Source organism: Bacillus sp. SB49 (genome assembly GCF_000469135.2).
Classification (GTDB): Bacteria; Bacillota; Bacilli; order Bacillales; family Halobacillaceae; genus Halobacillus.
On the sequence record NZ_CP048117.1, the window covers coordinates 3,295,168 to 3,313,235 of the forward strand.

Genomic DNA, 18,068 nt, shown 5'->3' on the forward strand with positions numbered 1-18,068 from the left:
CGTTTCAACGTTCTATTTGGATCACCTTTTTCATAAAAAAATCATTTAATAAAAACCCAAGCCTGTGTTTACAAGCTTGGGTTTTGGAATCACTACTATTTCTCTACCCGCCTCTGAAAGAAACCAGTCACTTTTCTCGATATATCATCGAAATACGTGTACACGACCGGAATGAGCACGAGTGTAAACAAGCTGGAAACGGATAACCCGAAGATGATTGTCACCGCCAGCGGCTGCTGGGCTTCGGACCCCTCACCGATGCCGAGGGCAAGCGGCACCATGCCGAGGATCGTCGTCAGCGTCGTCATGAGAATCGGACGCAGGCGGTTCGGTCCTGCCTCGAGAATCGCTTCCAACCGGTCATACGATTTCCTACGCAGAATATTGATGTAATCCACGAGAACAATTGCGTTGTTAACGACTATCCCTGCGAGCATAATGATGCCGACAAAAGCCGGAAGACTGAACGGCAGACCAGTCAACAGAAGACCACCCGATATACCGACAATCGTTGCCGGCAGCGAGAACATGATGATGAACGGGAACAGGAAGTTCTCGAACTGGATCGCCATGACGGCGTAAACAAGGAAAATAGAGAATACAAGGGCGATAGCTAAATCGCCGAACGCATCCTGCATATCCTGCGCCTGACCGCCGATGGTGTAGGAATATCCATCCGGGAAATTCAGCTGTTCCAGTTCCGCTCTTACTTGTTCGGTCGCTGTTCCTAGATCAATACCGCTGACTTCCGCTTCTACATTCACCTGGGGCTGCTGATTTTCACGTAACAGAGAGACGGGCCCCTGGACCTGTTCCAGTTCTGCGATCGTCGCAAGAGGAACAATCCCCCCACTCGGAGATTGAACCGGCATACTTTCGAGATCGGCGATCGTCTGCCGGTCCTCCTCAGGGAAGATGAATCGGACATCGACTTCGTCCGTGCCGTTCCGGTACCTTGTCGCAATTTGACCATTGAAGGCGAGCTGGACTTGACTGATGACCTGTTGATCCGTCAATCCATATTGGGCCGCTTTCTGGGAATCGACGTTGATTTGCATTTCCGGACGTCCTTCCTCTGTGGAAGAAGTGGCGTTATTTACACCGTCGACTTCGTTCATTACGTAAGCAACCTGTTCTCCAAGCTCATCAAGGACGTCATACTCTTCTCCGTTCAACTGGACTTGAAGAGGTGCTCCGGTTCCAAGGCCGGCATCGAGTTCACTCACCTCGATTTCCGCTCCTGCGATTCCAGCAACGGCTTCATCGAGCTCCCCCATCACTTCCTGGGTTGTCTTCTCCCTGGATTCAGGATCAATGAGCTGAATCGTATAGGATGCCGAATCGGTAGAACCGTTACCAAAGCTTCCCATACCACCGCTGCCAATGGATAAATAACTGACGTCAACGATATCTTTGAACTTTGCAATTTGTTCATCAACTTGATTTGTGACGGACTCCGTTTCGGAAAGCGATGTACCTGCAGGCATTTCGACTTGGATTTCCACCTGCCCTTGATCGGAAGGAGGAATGAATTCGGTTCCGATAAATGGAATGACCGCTATCGCTGCAGCAATCAAGGCCGTCGTAATCGCCAGCGTCGTTTTTCTGAACTTCAACACCCAGCGCAGTACAGAACGGTACACGTCATTCACCTTATCAAGGAAGCGGTCAAACCAATAACGCCGGCCGTTTTCCTTCAACGACTTCGTTAACAATTTCGAAGACAGCATCGGAATGAGTGTCACCGATACAGCAAGCGATGCAATCAGTGCGAACATGATCGTCAAGGCAAGCGGTGTGAATAATTCTGATGCAATTCCTTCTACAAAGATGATCGGCAGGAAAACAACCAAGGTTGTGGTAGCGGAAGCAACGACGGCAGGCGCGAGTTCCGATGCCCCCACTTTTGCCGCCTCCACCATAGAATACCCCTGCTGCCGGTAGCGGACGATATTCTCCAGGATGACAATGGAACTGTCCACCATCATTCCAATTCCAAGCGCCAGTCCACCCATCGTCAGGACATTCAACGTCTCTCCAGTGAAATACATCAACGTGAACGTCGAAATGATGGCGATCGGAATCGAAAGACCGATGACCAGTGTTGCCCGGAAGCTCTTTAAGAACAAGAGTAACACCAGAACAGATATGATTCCCCCGATAATAATATTCAAGACGACACTGTTGATGGATGTTTTGATAAAGTCGGACGTGTCCAGGACGATGCTCGTCCCGACCCCTTCCGGTAGATCCTCATCCAAATCTCCAAGTGCCGCTCTTACATTATCCGCCGTTTCTACACTGTTGGCATCGGTTTTCTTCAAGATGGACAGCACGACCGAAGACTCTCCATCGACCTTGCTGATCGAATTGGCATCGACAAGCGTTTCCTCGACATCCGCGATTTGATCGAGCGTCACTTTCGCACCCGATGGAGACTGAATGATGGTCTCACGCACATCATCCACCGAGGAAAACTCCCCTTCCAGTCTAAGCTGCAAATCTTTCTGACCGGACTCGATATTCCCGGCCGATGCGGATTGATTAGCGGCATTTAACGCTTGAATGACTGTCTGCGAATCCAGTCCATACTGAGCCATCTGTGCACGGTCGATAAGGACCTGCACCTCACTTACTTGTCCACCTTCCACGCTGACAGAGGCGACACCATCCTGTCGCTCAAGAAAAGGGACGATCCGACTTTCGGCAACCTGCTGTAACTCTGCCGGAGATCCGCCGGATAAGCCGATCGTCATGATCGGCAGCTGCTGCGGATCGAAGCGCAGCACACTTGGATCGGAAGCTTCTTCAGGAAGGACGCCCGTTACCTGATCGACGCTTTCCCTCACCTCAAGCAGCGTACTGTCAAGATTTACTCCTGTATTGAATTGAAGCAGCACGAGGGAAGAGCCTGCCTGAGACCTGGATTGAAGAACTTCCAGCCCTTCAATACTGCTTACTGCCGACTCCACCGGCCTGCTTACAAGCTTCTCTACTTCCTGAGGTGCCGCCCCTTCATAGGACGTCGAAACAACAGCGATAGGGAGCTCAATTTCCGGATAGAGATCGATCGTTAAATTACGCAGAGAAACGAAGCCGAGGGCAAGAATGGCGGCAACGACCATAATGACCCCGACAGGTCTCTTGACGGAAAGATTAACGAGCTTCATCCGGAGAATCCTCCTTCATGACACGTACAAGATCCCCGTCCGTAAGGGTCAACTGCCCGGAAGTGATGACATCTGCATCTGAAGGGAGATCTTCCGAGGTAACAGCAACCTGATCCGTTTGTCTTTCCACGACTTCCACAGCAACCTGCACCGCTTTTTCGTCCACGATCTGATAAACAAATGTCTCTTCATTTTCTTCTACTAAACTGTCTGTCGGAATGATTAACGTATCCTCGACCACCTTTTCCGGTAAAAGGAAAGTTGCCATCATGCCGGGTTTGATCGTCTCTTCTCCATTATCTACGCGTGCTTCAACAGGATACAATCCGGTGTCGTCCGGGACAGATGAAACATACGTGACGGTCGCAGTGACTTCGTCTTCAAGAGCCCCAATATCGACCTTCAGTTCTTCCTCTTTGTTAAACAAATCCAATTGTTCAGCAGTCACGGAAGCAGTAATCGTCATCGGATTCAAACTGACAACGGTAGCAAACGGCTGTTGGTTCGTAACGAGGTCCCCCTCTGATGCATTCAGGGAAGCCACTTCTCCGGAAACCGGCGCAGTCACTGCTTCGTTCGCCGCCTGCTCCTTCGCCTGTTCCAATTGGACATTCGCCTGCTCGACTTGAAGCTCTGCCTGTTCTACGGCCATATCCGCCTGCTCGATCTGCTGCTCGGCCTGATCGACTTGAGCTTCTGCCTGGGCGACAGCGGAAGCAGATGCAGGCGCCTGCCCACTCAACTGCTTCATCTGTGCCTGTGCCTGCTCCGCACGATTTGCCGCCTGCTCATACAGCGCTTCAGGAATCTTCTCCTCTTTAAACAGCTTCTGTGTCTCATCAGCCAGCTGTTTTGCCTGTTCGTACTGCTGTTCAGCCGCTTCCGCCGCCTGGGCCGTCTGACTCTTTTCTGATTGAGAAGCCTGCTTGGCAAGCGTCACCTGATCTTCCGCATTCTCGACGCCGGCTGCTGCTTGTTCTTTGGACAACCGGGCATTCTCAAGCTGCTGCTCCGCTTGACGGACCGCCAATTCCTGCAGCTCCACCTGACTTTCTCCGTTACCAGGATCGACGACACCGATCGTCTCTCCCTTCTCCACTCTGTCGCCTTTCTCCACATTCAAGGTAACCAGTTCACCAGGCGTCTTGGCTGTCACAGGCGCCTGCTCCCCGGCCGTTGCGGATCCCGAAATTTCCCGTTCGATGACGAAATCATCTTTTTGGACTGTATCCACCTGAACAGGGGTCACACGCTCCTCCGCTTTCTCTGAACCCGTCTCTTCCTGCATACACGCCGCCAATACTACCAGCGACAACACCATTACCAGCTGTTTCATCAAGACTTCCTCTCCTTCAAAGACTCTCTTCGATGTGTTTCCCCTGAACCTTTTATGTACGCCGAATACAAACCGCTGACCATGTAGTCATAATTACGATTAATGTTACTAAACTCCCCTATGTATTGCAACTTGCAGCATTCCGGGGAAAATGACAAAATTGTGTCTGCTTCCCGTGTCGGAATTTGCTGTACTTTCGTTTCATCTGCCCCTTATTGTGGTAATAAATAACAGACGTTATGCGACGAGGGCACAAAAAAAGCCAAACCGGATCGGTTCGGCCGTGATGCCTATTGGAGGCTGTTTCCGAGCTGTGCCACGAGCAGATCGAGTTTCTTAATCTTGGGAAGCTCATATTCCGGGAAACGCTGATCAAAATGAGTAAAAAGCGGCTCCAGTGCTTCATCCTCCATCATTTCACCGAACGTATGGAAAGTATGCTGGTACTGGGCGATGTAGCGTTTCATTTTCTTATCAAAACCGGACAGATGATACGTGGATGAGAAATCGAACGCTTTAACAATATCGCTGTCATACGAGGGGAAGCTGGGGTTCAGGGTATGCAGCATAGAGGCAGCAAGTGGAAACTGCATCGTAGGATTCCCTTTGTGGTTCTTTACTTCGTACAGACGTTTCGTTATCTGGACGATATTCGGTCGTTCATGGTCCCGCTGTTCTTCCATCAGTTTGAAGTAACAGCTCTCAAACTCCTTCGTCAAACTCGGATTATCCAATCGGAAGAAATGCCGGAAGATAAATTGATAGAGCTTGTCATCCGGGACATACGTATCTTCAAACACCGTATGCAGGTAAAGGTAAACATCCAGTTTTTCCTGCGGAATGTTGTTGACCACTCTCTCTCGCTCTTCTAACAATAATTCTTTTAAATCTTGTGCCGTTCTGTACTTCATCAATAATCACCTCTATTCGCTTATTCCACGCATCTAAAAACTGGAAACTTATAATTGTAAAGTTTTTATGAATTGTTCTATCTTCATTCTACCGAACCGACGCCTATTTTCCAAAGGATATAGACAATCTCTGGTCAAAATATCCCTTCATCCTCTTCTCTCGTATTCCGATACAAGAAAAGAAGGAGGGATCAAATGGATATTGCAGCCTTATCAATGGCGCTGAGCACAACACAGTTGAAACAGCAGACGAACCTGGCATTGATGGATAAAGTGATGGGGGACGCCGATACAAAAGGGGCCCGGATGGTGGAGATGATGGAGAACTCCATCCCCCACCCGGATCTCGGAAACAGCCTTGATATAAAGGCGTAATCAAAAGATTGCCACCGGCGGGCGTGATGATAAAGGAGCTGAGCGAATGGACAAAAGAATGGCATGGACTGGTTACTCCCTTTTCTTAGCAGGCATCGCTTTATTTCTCCTGTCCCCGCCCAAAGCTCAGCCGGTCTTCGTACCGATCTTTACCATCGGTGGTCTCTGTCTACTGATTATCGCCTTATTTCTGTCCATGAAAAAAAGCCGCTGAACAGCGGCTTTTTAAGACTTATTATTCGTTGTCTTTGTTTTCATCGTTTTCCATCGTATCTTCGTTCGTCATGTCTTCTTCGTTCTGCTTCTCTTCTTCATTCATATCGTCTTCCATCTTGTTCTCATCGTCCTGCATATCTTCTTCCATCTTGTTCTCGTCTTCCTGCATATCCTCTTCCATGTTATCTTCTTCTTCCTGCATATTCTCTTCTGTGTTGTTATCGTCCTCCGCGGGCTCCTCTTCCGAAGCACACGCACCTAAAAGAGAAACAGCGAACAAAGCGACCAACAATTTAAGTAACAAAGCTTTCATGGACATTTCCTCCTTTTTGATGATTACGTGCTCTAGTATGTCCAGAAGAAGAGAATCCATCCATATTCCACCAAGAAAATAAAAAAACCCGGCAGCAGCTGCCGGGTCTCTCCATTATTTCAATGCAAACATGATTTCCGCTTCACAGGCAAGCTGCCCGTCGACGGTGGCTTTCGCTTTCCCTTTGCCGATCGGTCCTTTCAAACGGACGATTTCCACTTCCAGCTTCAACCGATCGCCCGGTTTAACCTGACGCTTAAAGCGGCACTTATCGATACCTGTGAAGAACGCCAATTTCCCTTGGTTTTCTTCTTTCTTAAGCATCGCAACCGCGCCCATCTGCGCTAAGGCTTCTGTAATAAGTACGCCGGGCATCACCGGATAATCCGGAAAATGGCCCTGAAAGAAGGGTTCGTTTATCGTTACATTCTTGTATCCAACCGCACGCTCGCCTTCGACAATCTCCTCTACCTGGTCGATTAATAGAAACGGGTAACGGTGGGGAATAATTTCTTTGATTTGTTCAATATCCAGCATCATCTTGCTCCTTTCATCAGTCCTGTTCTCCATTATAAGCGTAGATTCCACGTGGAACAAATCGTTTTCCGCAATTTCGTTTGACATACCGAAATTAGGGAATGCTAATTTCTAGATGACACATCTAAAGGAAGGAGGATGAACAATCATGCTTTGGACTATCTTTATTATCATATTGGTATTATGGCTGCTTGGCGTCATCGGTGGTATTGCAGGGAACCTCGTCCACATTCTCTTAGTGGTCGCACTGGTTGTACTCATCATCCGCCTCGTCCAAGGAAAACGATTATAGCTTTAAAAGGCTGCCTGCATAACTACTGCGGCAGCCTTTTTTTCATGAACTCCTTGTCCAGGCACTTTCCCCGGCAGAAACCGGCACCTGCTCCCTGCTGTCTGTACCAGTCTGTCTGGCTTCCTGAACCGGAGAGGACGGACTCAGCCAGCACGTGTACCAGGATCCCTCTTTAACGATAGGGTCCAGATCAAACAGGTCATAGTTGCTTTTATTCGTTACACGTTCGAGCTCTGCTTTGTCTGGAAGGGCAAATAAATTGGAATGGGCAACGAAGAAACTATTGAACGCAGAGGAAAAGGCTTCTCCGTACATCGTTTCATTCATCGGAGTAATGACGGAAATAAGACCGTCCGGCTTCACATATCCATGCATCTGCTCGAGCAGACCCGACCGCTCATCCGGGTGAATATAATGAAAGAGATTGTGCAGCAGCACCACATCCGCCTTCCTATCCTCCGGGCTCCAGTCATGGACGTCCCCGACGACAAATTCGATATTCGGGTATCCCTCCGATGCCGCGCGGGCGCTCTCAATCACCTTCTGGTTGATATCGACCCCGATCATACGGACGGAAGGATAAGTTGCAGCCAGTTTTCGTAAATAACAACCGTTTCCGCATCCAAGATCAATGACCGTGTCGATGTCTTTATCACGTAGTGTCTTCATTATTTTCTTCATGGCAAAATGCTCAAGCAGAGCAGACGTTTCGGCAACGACTTCTCCATGCCTGTCATGATCGAACTCCGCCCGCTCCAACGACCGCATTATATCCGGATACTGCAACAAAGTAGGGATATGAAGTTCCATCATTTCTTTAAGCAGCGCCTTCACCCCTGGAGACGATCGTTCACCCATGAGGCTTGCGCAATGTTTCTTCGAAGTGCGGTAGCGCCCGCCAGGCCGTTTCTTCAGATGCTTCACAGCAACACCGACTTTGACCCAGGAAGAGAGCAGGTCCATCGGATACCCCGTCTTCTCACTAATTACATCAATGGTTCGTGCCGTTTCGAATTCATCAAACAAGTCGAGCTCCGATCCGACATATGCATGCCAAATCGGTAAAAAGGATTCATTCTTCTTCATCCACTTCCTCGCCTGCATCACGGTGATCCATTCATTCATCTGATCCTTCCTTTCTCATTTTTTATCCAAGGGTAATCTTCCGCTTCCGAGAATAAGCGCCGGTACTGTTCCGTATCCTTCACCCGCCTCTTTCTTGCCGGAAGCATGTTTCCCTGAACCGCCCTGTCGGTTAATGTGAAATCCCATTTTCCTAATCCGGATATGTTCAGCATCTGCTTAACGTGCAGCTTATCATCTTCATACATCCGCTCCACAGCCCTGCATCTCAGCTTTCTCCACCACTCGTACCGGAAAGAATAAACGAGGGCGGACATATGACTCAAGGTAAGGAGAAAGGAGACACGAGGCTTTCTTACTTCTTCATAATAGTGAAGGTATTCATGATAGCTTTTTCCCTCTTCTTTACACCAGGCCAGCAGTTCCCCGAGCACGTCGGCATCCTGCACCGCTAAGTTCATGCCTTCTCCCGCCATGGGATGTACCGTGTGGGCAGCGTCGCCGATCAATACAAGGTTACCGGCATAGTACCGATCGACATGATAGGTATAGGGAATCATAAGCTGGATATCGCGCCAGTCTCTGATGGCGCGGACGCCGTCCTTTAATTCAGGCGCAAGCTCGCTGTATGCTTCATAGAACCGCTCGAGTCCCTGTTTTTTGATTTGTTTATAACTCCCTGCTTCAATGAGGTAAACGGTACGGATCTCTTTGTCCGGCAAAGGGAATAAACCAAGGAAACCATTCGAAGTTGTAATGATTTTCCCCTTCGTGAAACGTTCCGGACGGGGAATAGTGACAGTGAGGAAATGATGATTATACTCTTTCCGTTCCATATGGACGTTCATCGCATCGCGCGTCGGTGAGCTTCTCCCTTCCGCTCCGACATACACATCCGCCTGGATTGATATTCTCTCCCTCTTCTGTTTAACGACAGCTACACCGTTCTCAAAGCCCAGGAACCGGGCACCCGGGAGGTAGTGAAAGTATTGCTCAAACGATTTCCCTTTATTTCTGAGGATATCCTTTGTCTTCTCATGAGGGACCATCAATGCATGATCATATACGCTCGCTACTCTGCCGTAGTCAAGCTCGGTCAAACTGATTTCTTCAGGCGGACGCCCTTTCCTGCGGTGGACTTCCTGAAAACGGAGCTGATCGATCGGATGACCGCACGCTTCCACCTGTTCTCCAACGCCGATTCGGTCTAATATAGCAATGGTCTTCGGCTGAAGGAGTTCCCCCTTATAAGCAGGCGATTTCCTGTTCATCTGCTCTGCAATGACGACATGAACTCCTCTGCTGGCAAGCTTCGCAGCAAGCATCAGGCCCCCTACACCGCCGCCTGCAATGAATACATCTGTTTTCATAGTTTCCCTCCCGGCTGACTTCGCTGTATCTACCTCATACCCCATAGGGGAATTTGAAAACATTGGAAGAACACAAAAAACACGGACTCTCATGAGTCCGTGTCGTCATATTCCGGAGGCTTCCACATATAATGAAGACAAGCCCGGTTTTTATTCTGTTTTCGTCACGATGTCCCATATATGCTGCCACGTTTCCACTTTCAGCGCATCTGTAGGATCACCATCACCGATCACACCATATCCGACCATCAATCCTATCAGTAAGGCAAGAGCACTGAGGAGGAGAACGATGAGGATCCGAAGCCATATCGGAAGAATCCGCCTGCGGGGTTTCTTTGTGGTCTTCTCTTTCTTCGGTTTATTCTTCCCTGCCTTCGGTTTGACGGCAGTTTCCTTCTCTTTCATTTGCTTTGTCCCTTTTGCTTTAGGATCTGTTGCCATGGTCGTCTAACTCCTTACTATTATGATCTCAGCTGATTGACAAGCCCCATCATCTGGTCTCCTGTCGAAATCGACTTCGCGTTGAATTGATAAGCACGCTGAGCCATCAGCATATCCGTCATTTGTTTCGAAACGTCTACATTAGACGTTTCCAGCGTCCCACTTTTTAATACCGTTTCTCCCGGCTGGACCGCGGTAACCAGTCCATCCGCAGCAATACCGTCCGGAATACGGAATCGATTGCCGCCGACAGCTTCCAGCATACGTGGTCGGACCGCATCAACGACAGCAAGCCTACCTGCTGTTTCTTCTGCTCCATTACGCCGTACAACAACGGATCCGTCCGCATTCAGTGTAATGGATTGAAAGCCATCTTCCAGGACAATCCGCTCCCCGTCTTCCCCTGCAACTGGATTGCCATTCGTATCCGTCAGCATGACTTCACCGTCATTCAACGGACTTAGATAAAAGTTCCCGGCACGGGTGTACTGTGTTTCTATACCTGCTTCTGTCGGAACTAAAACCTCGAACATGTGCCCTTCCTGAAGAAAAGCCGCATCAAGGGTGCGCCCCGTCTCCTGAAGGCTTCCAAGACTCAAATCAATATTCGTATGTCCGATCCCGGCACCGGAACCGATTCGGATTCCGTCCGGTGTGAGCCGTCCCGTTTCCGCAAGATTATCTGACTGATTATCAATCTGCTGATACAAAAGAGAGGAAAAATCAGCACTACGGCTTTTATATCCTGTCGTTTGACTATTGGCCAGGTTGTTACCGATCAAGTCCAGCTTCGTCTGCAGCTGGCCCATCGTTACTGCTGATTGAATCATGGAACGATTGATCATGGCTGTTCCTCCCTTTACCGGACTCTGCCGATTTCTGTTACAGCTTTCTGCATGCTTTCATCATATGCTTTCAACACACGCTGATTCATTTCAAACGAACGATATGTATTCATCATTTCCGTCATCGTGGTCGCAGGATCAACGTTGGACTGTTCCAATTGTCCTTGCACCACATCAAAACGGACGGCTTCATTTCCCCCGGCATCCGCCAGGTCTTCCTCCGAACGGAACAAGTCGCTGCCTTCCTTGACCATGGATGCCGGATCAGCACTGTAGGCAAAGCCTAAAGCCACCTGCTGCCCGTCCAATTGAAGCGTACCATCCGTGTTTACAACAAAATCGATTCCGGACGTATTGATTGGATTCCCGGCTTCATCAAGGACATACCCGCCCTGATTGGTCGTAAGGAACCCTTCTCCATCCACCGTGAAGTTTCCATTTCTCGTATAGCGTTCTTCCCCAGCATCGTTGCTGACACGGAAGAATACCATCCCTCCGTCATCCGGTACGCCTTGCTGAACGAGAGCCAGATCCGTCCCGACACCCGTCTCCCTTACGTCTCCCTGGACGAAGGAAGGGATAGATTCTTGCACATATACACCTGTGTTAAGGGATCCTACTTCTCTGTTGACAGGTATTTTCGTTCCACGTGATGTAGGCAGTGTGCGGCTTCCCATTTGTTCAATCAGAAGCTCAGGGAAAGACCGCATCGTCCCTTGATCCGCTTTGTACCCTGGAGTATAAGCATTGGCCATGTTATTCGATAATGTTTCCTGCATCCGCTGATTCGCCTTCATACCTGAGGCAGCTGTGTAGAATCCTCTCAACAAGGTGATCGCTCCTTCCGAATCTCAAGAAAAATTAAAACTTCGTCGAAATCCGTTTATCGATATTTTCAAGCATAATTCCTGTACCTGTCGCCACACAATCCATCGGTGCTTCTGCAACCAGAACCGGAACTTTCAGCTCCTCTGCAAGCAATTGATCGATTCCGTGAAGAAGTGCTCCTCCACCAGTCATGATCACACCACGATCGATGATATCCGCAGATAATTCCGGCGGCGTACGCTCCAGTACCTGCTTGGCTGCCTGAACAATCGCCTGAACAGATTCGCGCAGTGATTTCTCAATTTCTTCTGAGTTGACCGTAATCGTCCTCGGAAGCCCTGACACCATGTCACGACCGCGGATTTCGATCTCTTCATTTCTTGAACCAGGGAAGACCGTAGCGACACTGATTTTAATATCTTCCGCCGTACGCTCCCCAATTAGAAGTTTGTATTGTTTCTTGATGTATTGAAGTATTTCATGGTCGAACTTGTCTCCGGCCATTTTAATGGAAGACGCCGTTACGATATCTCCCATAGACAGCACAGCTACATCCGTTGTTCCTCCACCGATGTCTACAACCATATTACCGCTCGGTTGGAAAATATCCATACCAGCACCAATCGCAGCCACTTTCGGTTCTTCTTCCAAGTACACTTTCTTCCCGCCGGATTTCTCCGCCGCTTCTTTGATCGCCTTCTGCTCCACTTTCGTAATGTTTGTCGGGCAGCAGATCAGCATGCGCGGCTTAGAGAAGAATCCCTTCACGTTCGTCTTTTGGATAAAGTGCTTAAGCATCGCTTCCGTCACGTCAAAGTCCGCAATGACGCCATCCTTAAGTGGTCGGATCGCTTCGATGTTTCCAGGCGTACGTCCTACCATACGACGGGCTTCTTCGCCCACTTCCAATACTTTTCCTGTATTCCGGTCCATCGCTACGACGGATGGTTCATTCAATACGATTCCTTTACCTTTTACATGAATGAGTACATTCGCTGTACCGAGGTCGATTCCTATATCTCTCGCAAACATGTTCTGTAGATCCTCCCTATTGTATAAGCATAACCGCTCTCCAAACCTAATCCGCTCAAGAGAAACGGATATACGTTGGGACATTGGCGTTTCAGTCATCTCGCTGACTTAGTTTTTCCCAAATGATTCGAGTATATTTTGGCTTTGTACATTACACATCTAATTCTATATTCTATCACAAAATTACGACATTCGTCTCATGGGAAAAGAAAAAAGTTACCAATGTCGAGGATTTTTGACAAAGGGAGGGGAGTTATCTATTTAAGCGAGAGGCTGCACCGGATGATCTTCTATGATTTGGGTTTTATATTTGCGCCTCGTAGCTTCTCCGCCGCGCAGATGACGGATTTCTTTATGATAATCAAGGATCTTTTTGACTTCCTTCGCAAGCTCCGGATTCACTTCCGGAAGCCGTTCCGTCAAATCTTTGTGTACCGTACTCTTGGAAACACCGAATTCTTTAGCAATCACTCTCACCGTTTTCTTTGTTTCGATAATGTGCTCCCCGATCTTGATAGTCCTCTCTTTGATGTAATCATGCACTCCACTCGCCTCCTGTGATTGACTATCCAAGGGGGTGGGCTTCATTGGAAAGCGCAGCGATATTAAGTGGGCGTTTAGGTTCATAGGTGTTTATCCTGATGTATCACCCTGGATGTTACCGAGTGCTCGGTTATCCTCATTGTATTAATGAAACCTGCCGGATATGCCACAGGATGCAAGTGTGTTGCTGTTCTTTCGGATTATGCCCATTTTTTCATGGAATAAGCAGCCCTCCTTTTCACCAAAGGAGGGCTGCTTAGAGGCAGCGGATATTCCCACATACGGGGAAGGCGCCGTTTTATATTATATGGGACCTTCTTCCAAAACAAGGAACGATTCGACCAATAAAAAAAAGAGGGCGGATGCCCTCTTTTTATGCTTGTGTAGAAGAGATGGAGGAAGCACTTTCTTCATCCGGTGCCTGCTCTCCTTCTTCGGTTTGAGTTGGATCTTCTTCCACGTCTGCATCTTCCTGGCTTCCATCTTCAGGAGTTTCCGCCTGATCTTGAGATGGCGCCTCTTCAGAAGCATCGTCGGAAGTCTGTTCTTCCGCACCCTCTGCTGGATCATCGGCAGGAGCTTCTTCTGTTCCTTGCGCATCCTCTTCTGCAGGTGCTTCTTCTTTCGCTTCTTCAGCTTCTTGAGCCTTCTCTTTAATTTGAGTCATCGGCTGTCCGAAGAAGCTTTCCGGGTTGATCGGCTGTCCTTCGTTACGAACTTCAAAGTGGACGTGTACACCGCTTGCCTGGCCGAAGGAGTTGCGTCCGGCAGAACCGATAACGTCCCCTTGAGCAACGTCCGATCCCGCTTTCACTTCTACATCCTCAAGGCTTGCATAAACCGTTGCGACTTCATCTTCATGACTGATTTCTACAACGTTACCATACAATGGATCTTCTTTCACTTCCGTGACTGTCCCTGATAAGGAAGCCGTTACTTCAAACGTTTCCCCATCTTCCCTAGTGATGTCGACGCCTTCACTTTGATAGTATTTATTGTTGTATAGGACCAGTGCACTTTCCTGTTCTTCTTCAGACGAGTTGTAATCATAGAATTTTGTAACGATGGAAGCTGCTTGTTCGTCCGCTACGGGCATCTTCAGATTCTCTTTGCTGTCCATGACCGGTACTGCTTCTTCTCCGTCTTTCGTCAGGAATTCATCCTGTACGTCGGACTGCGGTGTTTCCGCAACCTGATCTTGTCCATCATTTGATCCTTGATACCAGAACACACCGACGAGCACCAGAGCTGCTACAGACAAGTACAAAGCTGGATACAACCACTTCTTGCGCATCAAGCGTTTAAACTTTAATTTTGTCACGCTTTTTTTACCTTCCTCTTTCATGTTCATCACCTCAAAAACCATTCTGAACAGTTATGAGCCAATATATACATGAACAGGAAAAATTTATGATGAACGAATAAGGAATCCAGGCACACACGTTCAAGAATGCGAATATAAGAGAAAGAGCCGCTCCGAAGAGCCGCTCTTTAGTCAGACGATGGATCCTCCGATGTACCCTCAGCAGAAGCAAGGGCTGCCGTCTGAGTGCTTAATGGGGAAATTTCTGTGTTGTGATAGTAATGCTGGATGATATCTTTATATGTTTTTCCCGATTTGGCCATTCCATTCGCTCCGTATTGGCTCATGCCGACACCGTGCCCATAGCCTTTCGTCGTGAAGATGATGTGATCGTCCTTCTGCTGGATCGTGAAATCACTGGAAGGAAGACCGAGCTTTTCTCTCACTTCTCTTCCTGTAAACACTTGATTGCCGAAATGGACTTCATCCACCCGGTTTCCTTCTGTCTTCGTAATGGACGTTTGACTCAGACCATCCACGGTAACGCCGAGCGTCTGTTGAAGCTCAGATACAGATACAACCTTTTGATCCGTAAACTTCGGTGAATCAGCATCCCATGGGCTCTCTACACTTTGCAGATAGGGGATATCATTCTCCCAGTAATCGCCGGCATTTTCCGTATAGCCGTTACTCGTAGAGAAAAAGGATGCCGTGATGGGCTCATGGTCGTACGTGATGATCTCACCAGCCGTCGCTTCCACAGCTTCGGTGATTTTCGCCATATTTGCATCATAATCATCTTTCCACAAATTTCTCAACTCATCTTCATCTTTATACACTTGATGATTAACGGTATCTGTGACATCCGCCTGTTCCGATACTTTGCTGCCTTCGACTAAATATCTAGTGATATACGTCCTTGCTGCGAGTGCCTGCGCCTTCAATGCTTCCAACTCGAAGTTAACAGGCATTTCCGAAGCTACCACCCTTGCAACATACGTTTCGATCGGTACCTGCTCCACTTCCTGACTGTTGCTGCGCAGAACCTTGACTGCGAGGGAAGAACTTTCTGCTGAAGCCGATTTGGCAGCTTTTTGTTCTTCAGGGTGCTCCTGAACGGTTTCTGTCTTGTTGGAATTGGTGAAAGGTACGACGATCAAGGTTGGAATGATTAGTATCACGATAAACAAACTCCCTAATGCGAGTAGTCCGACTCCATTGCTTTTCTTCTTCATCCGCATCCTCCTGGTTCCAAAAGTAGATCTCTACTAAAATGTATCCAGAAATGGGAGATGATAGAACCAAAAAAGCTTGCCCGTTTCAAAAATATTGAAACAGACAAGCAATGAGGATGTATATATTATAATGTCGATACAGATTCGCTCGGCTCATGTTCTTCTGCATAATGCTCATCTTCATGGATGCGTTCAATATCCGCACCAATTCCGGCAAGTTTACCTGCAAAATCAACATAACCGCGATCCAAGTGTTTCAGTTCTGTTACGCGCGTGTAGCCATCTGCGACGAGGCCGGCCAGAATAAGTGCCGCACCTGCACGCAGGTCTGTCGCCTGTACTTCTGCACCTTGAAGGGTGGAAGGACCTTCGACGATTACACTGCGTCCTTCGATTTTAAGGTTAGCGTTCATGCGACGGAACTCTTCGACGTGCATGAAACGATTCTCAAAAACGGTCTCTGTAATGACGCTGGTCCCAGGGGCATTCAGCATCAAAGCCATCATTTGTGACTGCATATCTGTCGGGAATCCCGGGTGAGGCATCGTCTTAATATCCGTCGCTTTCAGGATATCAGGACCAATAACACGTAACCCATCGCCCTCTTCTTCGATGATGACACCCATCTCTTCCATCTTGGATACAAGAGAACGTAGATGCTCATGCAGCGCTCCTTTTACAAGGACGTTACCGCCGGTGATAGCCGCAGCCACCATGAAGGTACCCGCTTCAATGCGGTCAGGAATGATCGTGTGTACAGCTCCTGTAAGCTTCTCCACACCTTCGATGCGGATTGTTTCTGTTCCGGCACCGACAATCTTGGCACCCATCTTGTTTAAATAGTTGGCAAGGTCAACAATTTCCGGCTCTTTGGCACAGTTCTCAAGTACGGTTTTCCCTTCCGCCAATGCTGCAGCCATCATCACGTTCTCCGTTGCCCCTACACTCGGAACATCGAAGTAGATTTTGGCGCCCTGCAGGCGTCCGTTTACTTCCGCCTCGACATAACCGTTACCAACGGTTACTTCTGCTCCCATCGCTTCAAACCCTTTCAGGTGTTGATCGATAGGACGGGAACCGATTGCGCAACCACCAGGGAGGGCAACCTTAGCATGGCCATAGCGGGCCAAAAGTGGTCCCAGTACAAGAACAGAAGCGCGCATCTTTCTCACATATTCGATTGGTGCTTCTGTTTCCAACCTGCCAGAAGCATCCACTGTAACTGTATTTCCAACCATATTGACGTCTGCGTTCATATGTCTGATTACTTCGTTAATTGTGTGTACATCGGCTAAAGCAGGTACTTCGTGGAGTACGCTTTTTCCTTCACTTGCAATTATACTTGCTGCGATGACAGGCAGTACGGCATTCTTGGCACCTTCTACTTTGACGGTACCATTCAGCTGCCTCCCACCACGGACGATGATTTTTTCCAAGGTTCATTCTCCTCCGCGTCCATATTCACTATTATTAATATTCAGCAGTAATAATGGGTGTGCCAATAGTGATGTTTGTCTCCCCGCCCAAAGTTCTTGATGCGAATTGAACATTCATCGGTTGATCCCCCGTAGGTATTGACTGACCCCATTCGGTTGTATGGCCGGATCTGCTAGTCCAGCCTTCTTCGTCGACTTCATCTATTGTTGTAACGTTGAAAGCTTCTTTGAATTCTTGATATACTAAAACATCGTTAATAATACCATTATAATTCGCCTTAAGACAAGAGAAAATGGTAGCAGTTTTCGAGAAAAGTCGACTTTTTACTTCCTTCAGTAAAGATGATGATTGCGCTTGTTCTAAAGAGGGTGTTCCCTGTCCTCCGATGGCATAAACCATTTCCACACTGCTCTTCATTTTTTTGGGAACAATCAATATATAAGATTCGACGATATCTGAATGTTTATGTCGGTTTTTCACCGAATATTTTACAGCATTCTTCAAATTTTCCCGCTTCATTTCCCTGTGGTCCGTAAGAGAGAGGATTTCCTTCTGCATCTTCTCGAATGATGAAGCATCGATCGTTTCTTTTATTGTAATTGTCCACTCATTCACTTCTAGCTGCTTATCCTCAGCAAATGACGCAATGTCCATGAGCTCTTCATGGCCTTCTATCATTTCCTGTGGATAAGCACCTGTACCGATGATAAGCAATGCAATAATTCCAGTTAAAACACTCTTCATTTTTATATGCCTCCCCAAGCATCAACTTACTATAAGTTTGACCTTGGCAGGCGGGAT

At 48.1% G+C, this 18,068-nt stretch carries 19 protein-coding genes; 3 read left to right on the forward strand and 16 right to left on the reverse strand.

Features of this window, described 5'->3' with window-relative positions; translation table 11 throughout:
* Nucleotides 1–95: 95 nt before the first annotated feature.
* The 3 genes from M662_RS17200 to M662_RS17210 form a co-directional block, all read right to left on the reverse strand.
* Nucleotides 96–3,170: an efflux RND transporter permease subunit gene (locus M662_RS17200; protein ID WP_008632409.1), complete on the reverse strand. Its 3,075-nt coding sequence runs from the start codon at nucleotides 3,168–3,170 to the stop codon at nucleotides 96–98.
* Nucleotides 3,157–4,506, reverse strand: coding sequence for an efflux RND transporter periplasmic adaptor subunit (locus M662_RS17205; RefSeq protein ID WP_008632407.1), 1,350 nt, complete (start codon nucleotides 4,504–4,506; stop codon nucleotides 3,157–3,159). Before M662_RS17205 ends, M662_RS17200 begins: the two co-directional genes overlap by 14 nt.
* Before the next feature lie 290 nt (nucleotides 4,507–4,796).
* Entirely contained in the window at nucleotides 4,797–5,417 is a 621-nt protein-coding gene (locus M662_RS17210; RefSeq protein ID WP_026577878.1) for a hypothetical protein, read from the reverse strand.
* Nucleotides 5,418–5,612: 195 nt separating this feature from the next.
* Here M662_RS17210 and M662_RS17215 point away from each other — a divergent pair, with 195 nt between their 5' ends.
* Both M662_RS17215 and M662_RS17220 read left to right on the forward strand, forming a co-directional pair.
* A complete protein-coding gene (locus M662_RS17215) occupies nucleotides 5,613–5,792 on the forward strand; it encodes a YjfB family protein (protein ID WP_008632402.1) in 180 nt (59 codons plus the stop codon).
* A gap of 46 nt (nucleotides 5,793–5,838) precedes the next feature.
* Nucleotides 5,839–6,006, forward strand: a complete 168-nt coding sequence (locus M662_RS17220) for a hypothetical protein (protein WP_161484928.1) — start codon at nucleotides 5,839–5,841, stop codon at nucleotides 6,004–6,006.
* 21 nt (nucleotides 6,007–6,027) lie between these two features.
* Here the strand turns inward: M662_RS17220 and M662_RS17225 are convergent, their stop codons facing one another.
* Nucleotides 6,028–6,321, reverse strand: a complete 294-nt coding sequence (locus tag M662_RS17225) for a hypothetical protein (RefSeq protein ID WP_152413287.1) — start codon at nucleotides 6,319–6,321, stop codon at nucleotides 6,028–6,030.
* Between the two features lie 114 nt (nucleotides 6,322–6,435).
* A complete protein-coding gene (fabZ, locus tag M662_RS17230) occupies nucleotides 6,436–6,858 on the reverse strand; it encodes a 3-hydroxyacyl-ACP dehydratase FabZ (RefSeq protein WP_008632383.1) in 423 nt (140 codons plus the stop codon).
* A gap of 148 nt (nucleotides 6,859–7,006) precedes the next feature.
* Between fabZ and M662_RS17235 the strand changes: the two genes are divergently transcribed.
* Nucleotides 7,007–7,150, forward strand: coding sequence for a lmo0937 family membrane protein (locus tag M662_RS17235; protein WP_008632381.1), 144 nt, complete (start codon nucleotides 7,007–7,009; stop codon nucleotides 7,148–7,150).
* A 42-nt stretch (nucleotides 7,151–7,192) separates the two neighbouring features.
* Here the strand turns inward: M662_RS17235 and M662_RS17240 are convergent, their stop codons facing one another.
* The 11 genes from M662_RS17240 to M662_RS17290 all read right to left on the reverse strand — a co-directional run bounded on the left by M662_RS17240 (nucleotide 7,193) and on the right by M662_RS17290 (nucleotide 18,011).
* Complete coding sequence (locus M662_RS17240; RefSeq protein ID WP_035388155.1) at nucleotides 7,193–8,275, reverse strand: class I SAM-dependent methyltransferase; 1,083 nt, start codon at nucleotides 8,273–8,275, stop codon at nucleotides 7,193–7,195.
* On the reverse strand, nucleotides 8,272–9,603 hold the full coding sequence (locus M662_RS17245; protein ID WP_008632377.1) for an FAD-dependent oxidoreductase: 1,332 nt from the start codon (nucleotides 9,601–9,603) through the stop codon (nucleotides 8,272–8,274). Before M662_RS17245 ends, M662_RS17240 begins: the two co-directional genes overlap by 4 nt.
* A gap of 150 nt (nucleotides 9,604–9,753) precedes the next feature.
* A complete protein-coding gene (locus tag M662_RS17250; RefSeq protein WP_008632376.1) occupies nucleotides 9,754–10,044 on the reverse strand; it encodes a DNA-directed RNA polymerase subunit beta in 291 nt (96 codons plus the stop codon).
* Nucleotides 10,045–10,064: 20 nt separating this feature from the next.
* Nucleotides 10,065–10,889: a flagellar hook-basal body protein gene (locus M662_RS17255; RefSeq protein ID WP_081694889.1), complete on the reverse strand. Its 825-nt coding sequence runs from the start codon at nucleotides 10,887–10,889 to the stop codon at nucleotides 10,065–10,067.
* Nucleotides 10,890–10,903: 14 nt separating this feature from the next.
* Nucleotides 10,904–11,719: a flagellar hook-basal body protein gene (locus tag M662_RS17260; protein WP_026577876.1), complete on the reverse strand. Its 816-nt coding sequence runs from the start codon at nucleotides 11,717–11,719 to the stop codon at nucleotides 10,904–10,906.
* Nucleotides 11,720–11,750: 31 nt separating this feature from the next.
* The gene (locus tag M662_RS17265) at nucleotides 11,751–12,749 is read right to left on the reverse strand and encodes a rod shape-determining protein (protein WP_008632370.1); all 999 of its coding nucleotides are present in this window, start codon (nucleotides 12,747–12,749) and stop codon (nucleotides 11,751–11,753) included.
* 261 nt (nucleotides 12,750–13,010) lie between these two features.
* A complete protein-coding gene (gene spoIIID, locus M662_RS17270; RefSeq protein WP_008632369.1) occupies nucleotides 13,011–13,292 on the reverse strand; it encodes a sporulation transcriptional regulator SpoIIID in 282 nt (93 codons plus the stop codon).
* 373 nt (nucleotides 13,293–13,665) lie between these two features.
* Nucleotides 13,666–14,613 carry a stage II sporulation protein SpoIIQ gene (locus M662_RS17275; RefSeq protein ID WP_235601502.1) on the reverse strand — a complete coding sequence of 316 codons (948 nt, stop codon included), beginning with the start codon at nucleotides 14,611–14,613 and terminating at the stop codon, nucleotides 13,666–13,668.
* A gap of 170 nt (nucleotides 14,614–14,783) precedes the next feature.
* Entirely contained in the window at nucleotides 14,784–15,830 is a 1,047-nt protein-coding gene (gene spoIID, locus M662_RS17280) for a stage II sporulation protein D (RefSeq protein WP_008632367.1), read from the reverse strand.
* A gap of 125 nt (nucleotides 15,831–15,955) precedes the next feature.
* Complete coding sequence (gene murA / locus M662_RS17285; protein ID WP_008632366.1) at nucleotides 15,956–17,266, reverse strand: UDP-N-acetylglucosamine 1-carboxyvinyltransferase; 1,311 nt, start codon at nucleotides 17,264–17,266, stop codon at nucleotides 15,956–15,958.
* Nucleotides 17,267–17,300: 34 nt separating this feature from the next.
* Nucleotides 17,301–18,011 carry a YwmB family TATA-box binding protein gene (locus tag M662_RS17290; protein WP_008632365.1) on the reverse strand — a complete coding sequence of 237 codons (711 nt, stop codon included), beginning with the start codon at nucleotides 18,009–18,011 and terminating at the stop codon, nucleotides 17,301–17,303.
* Nucleotides 18,012–18,068: the final 57 nt, after the last annotated feature.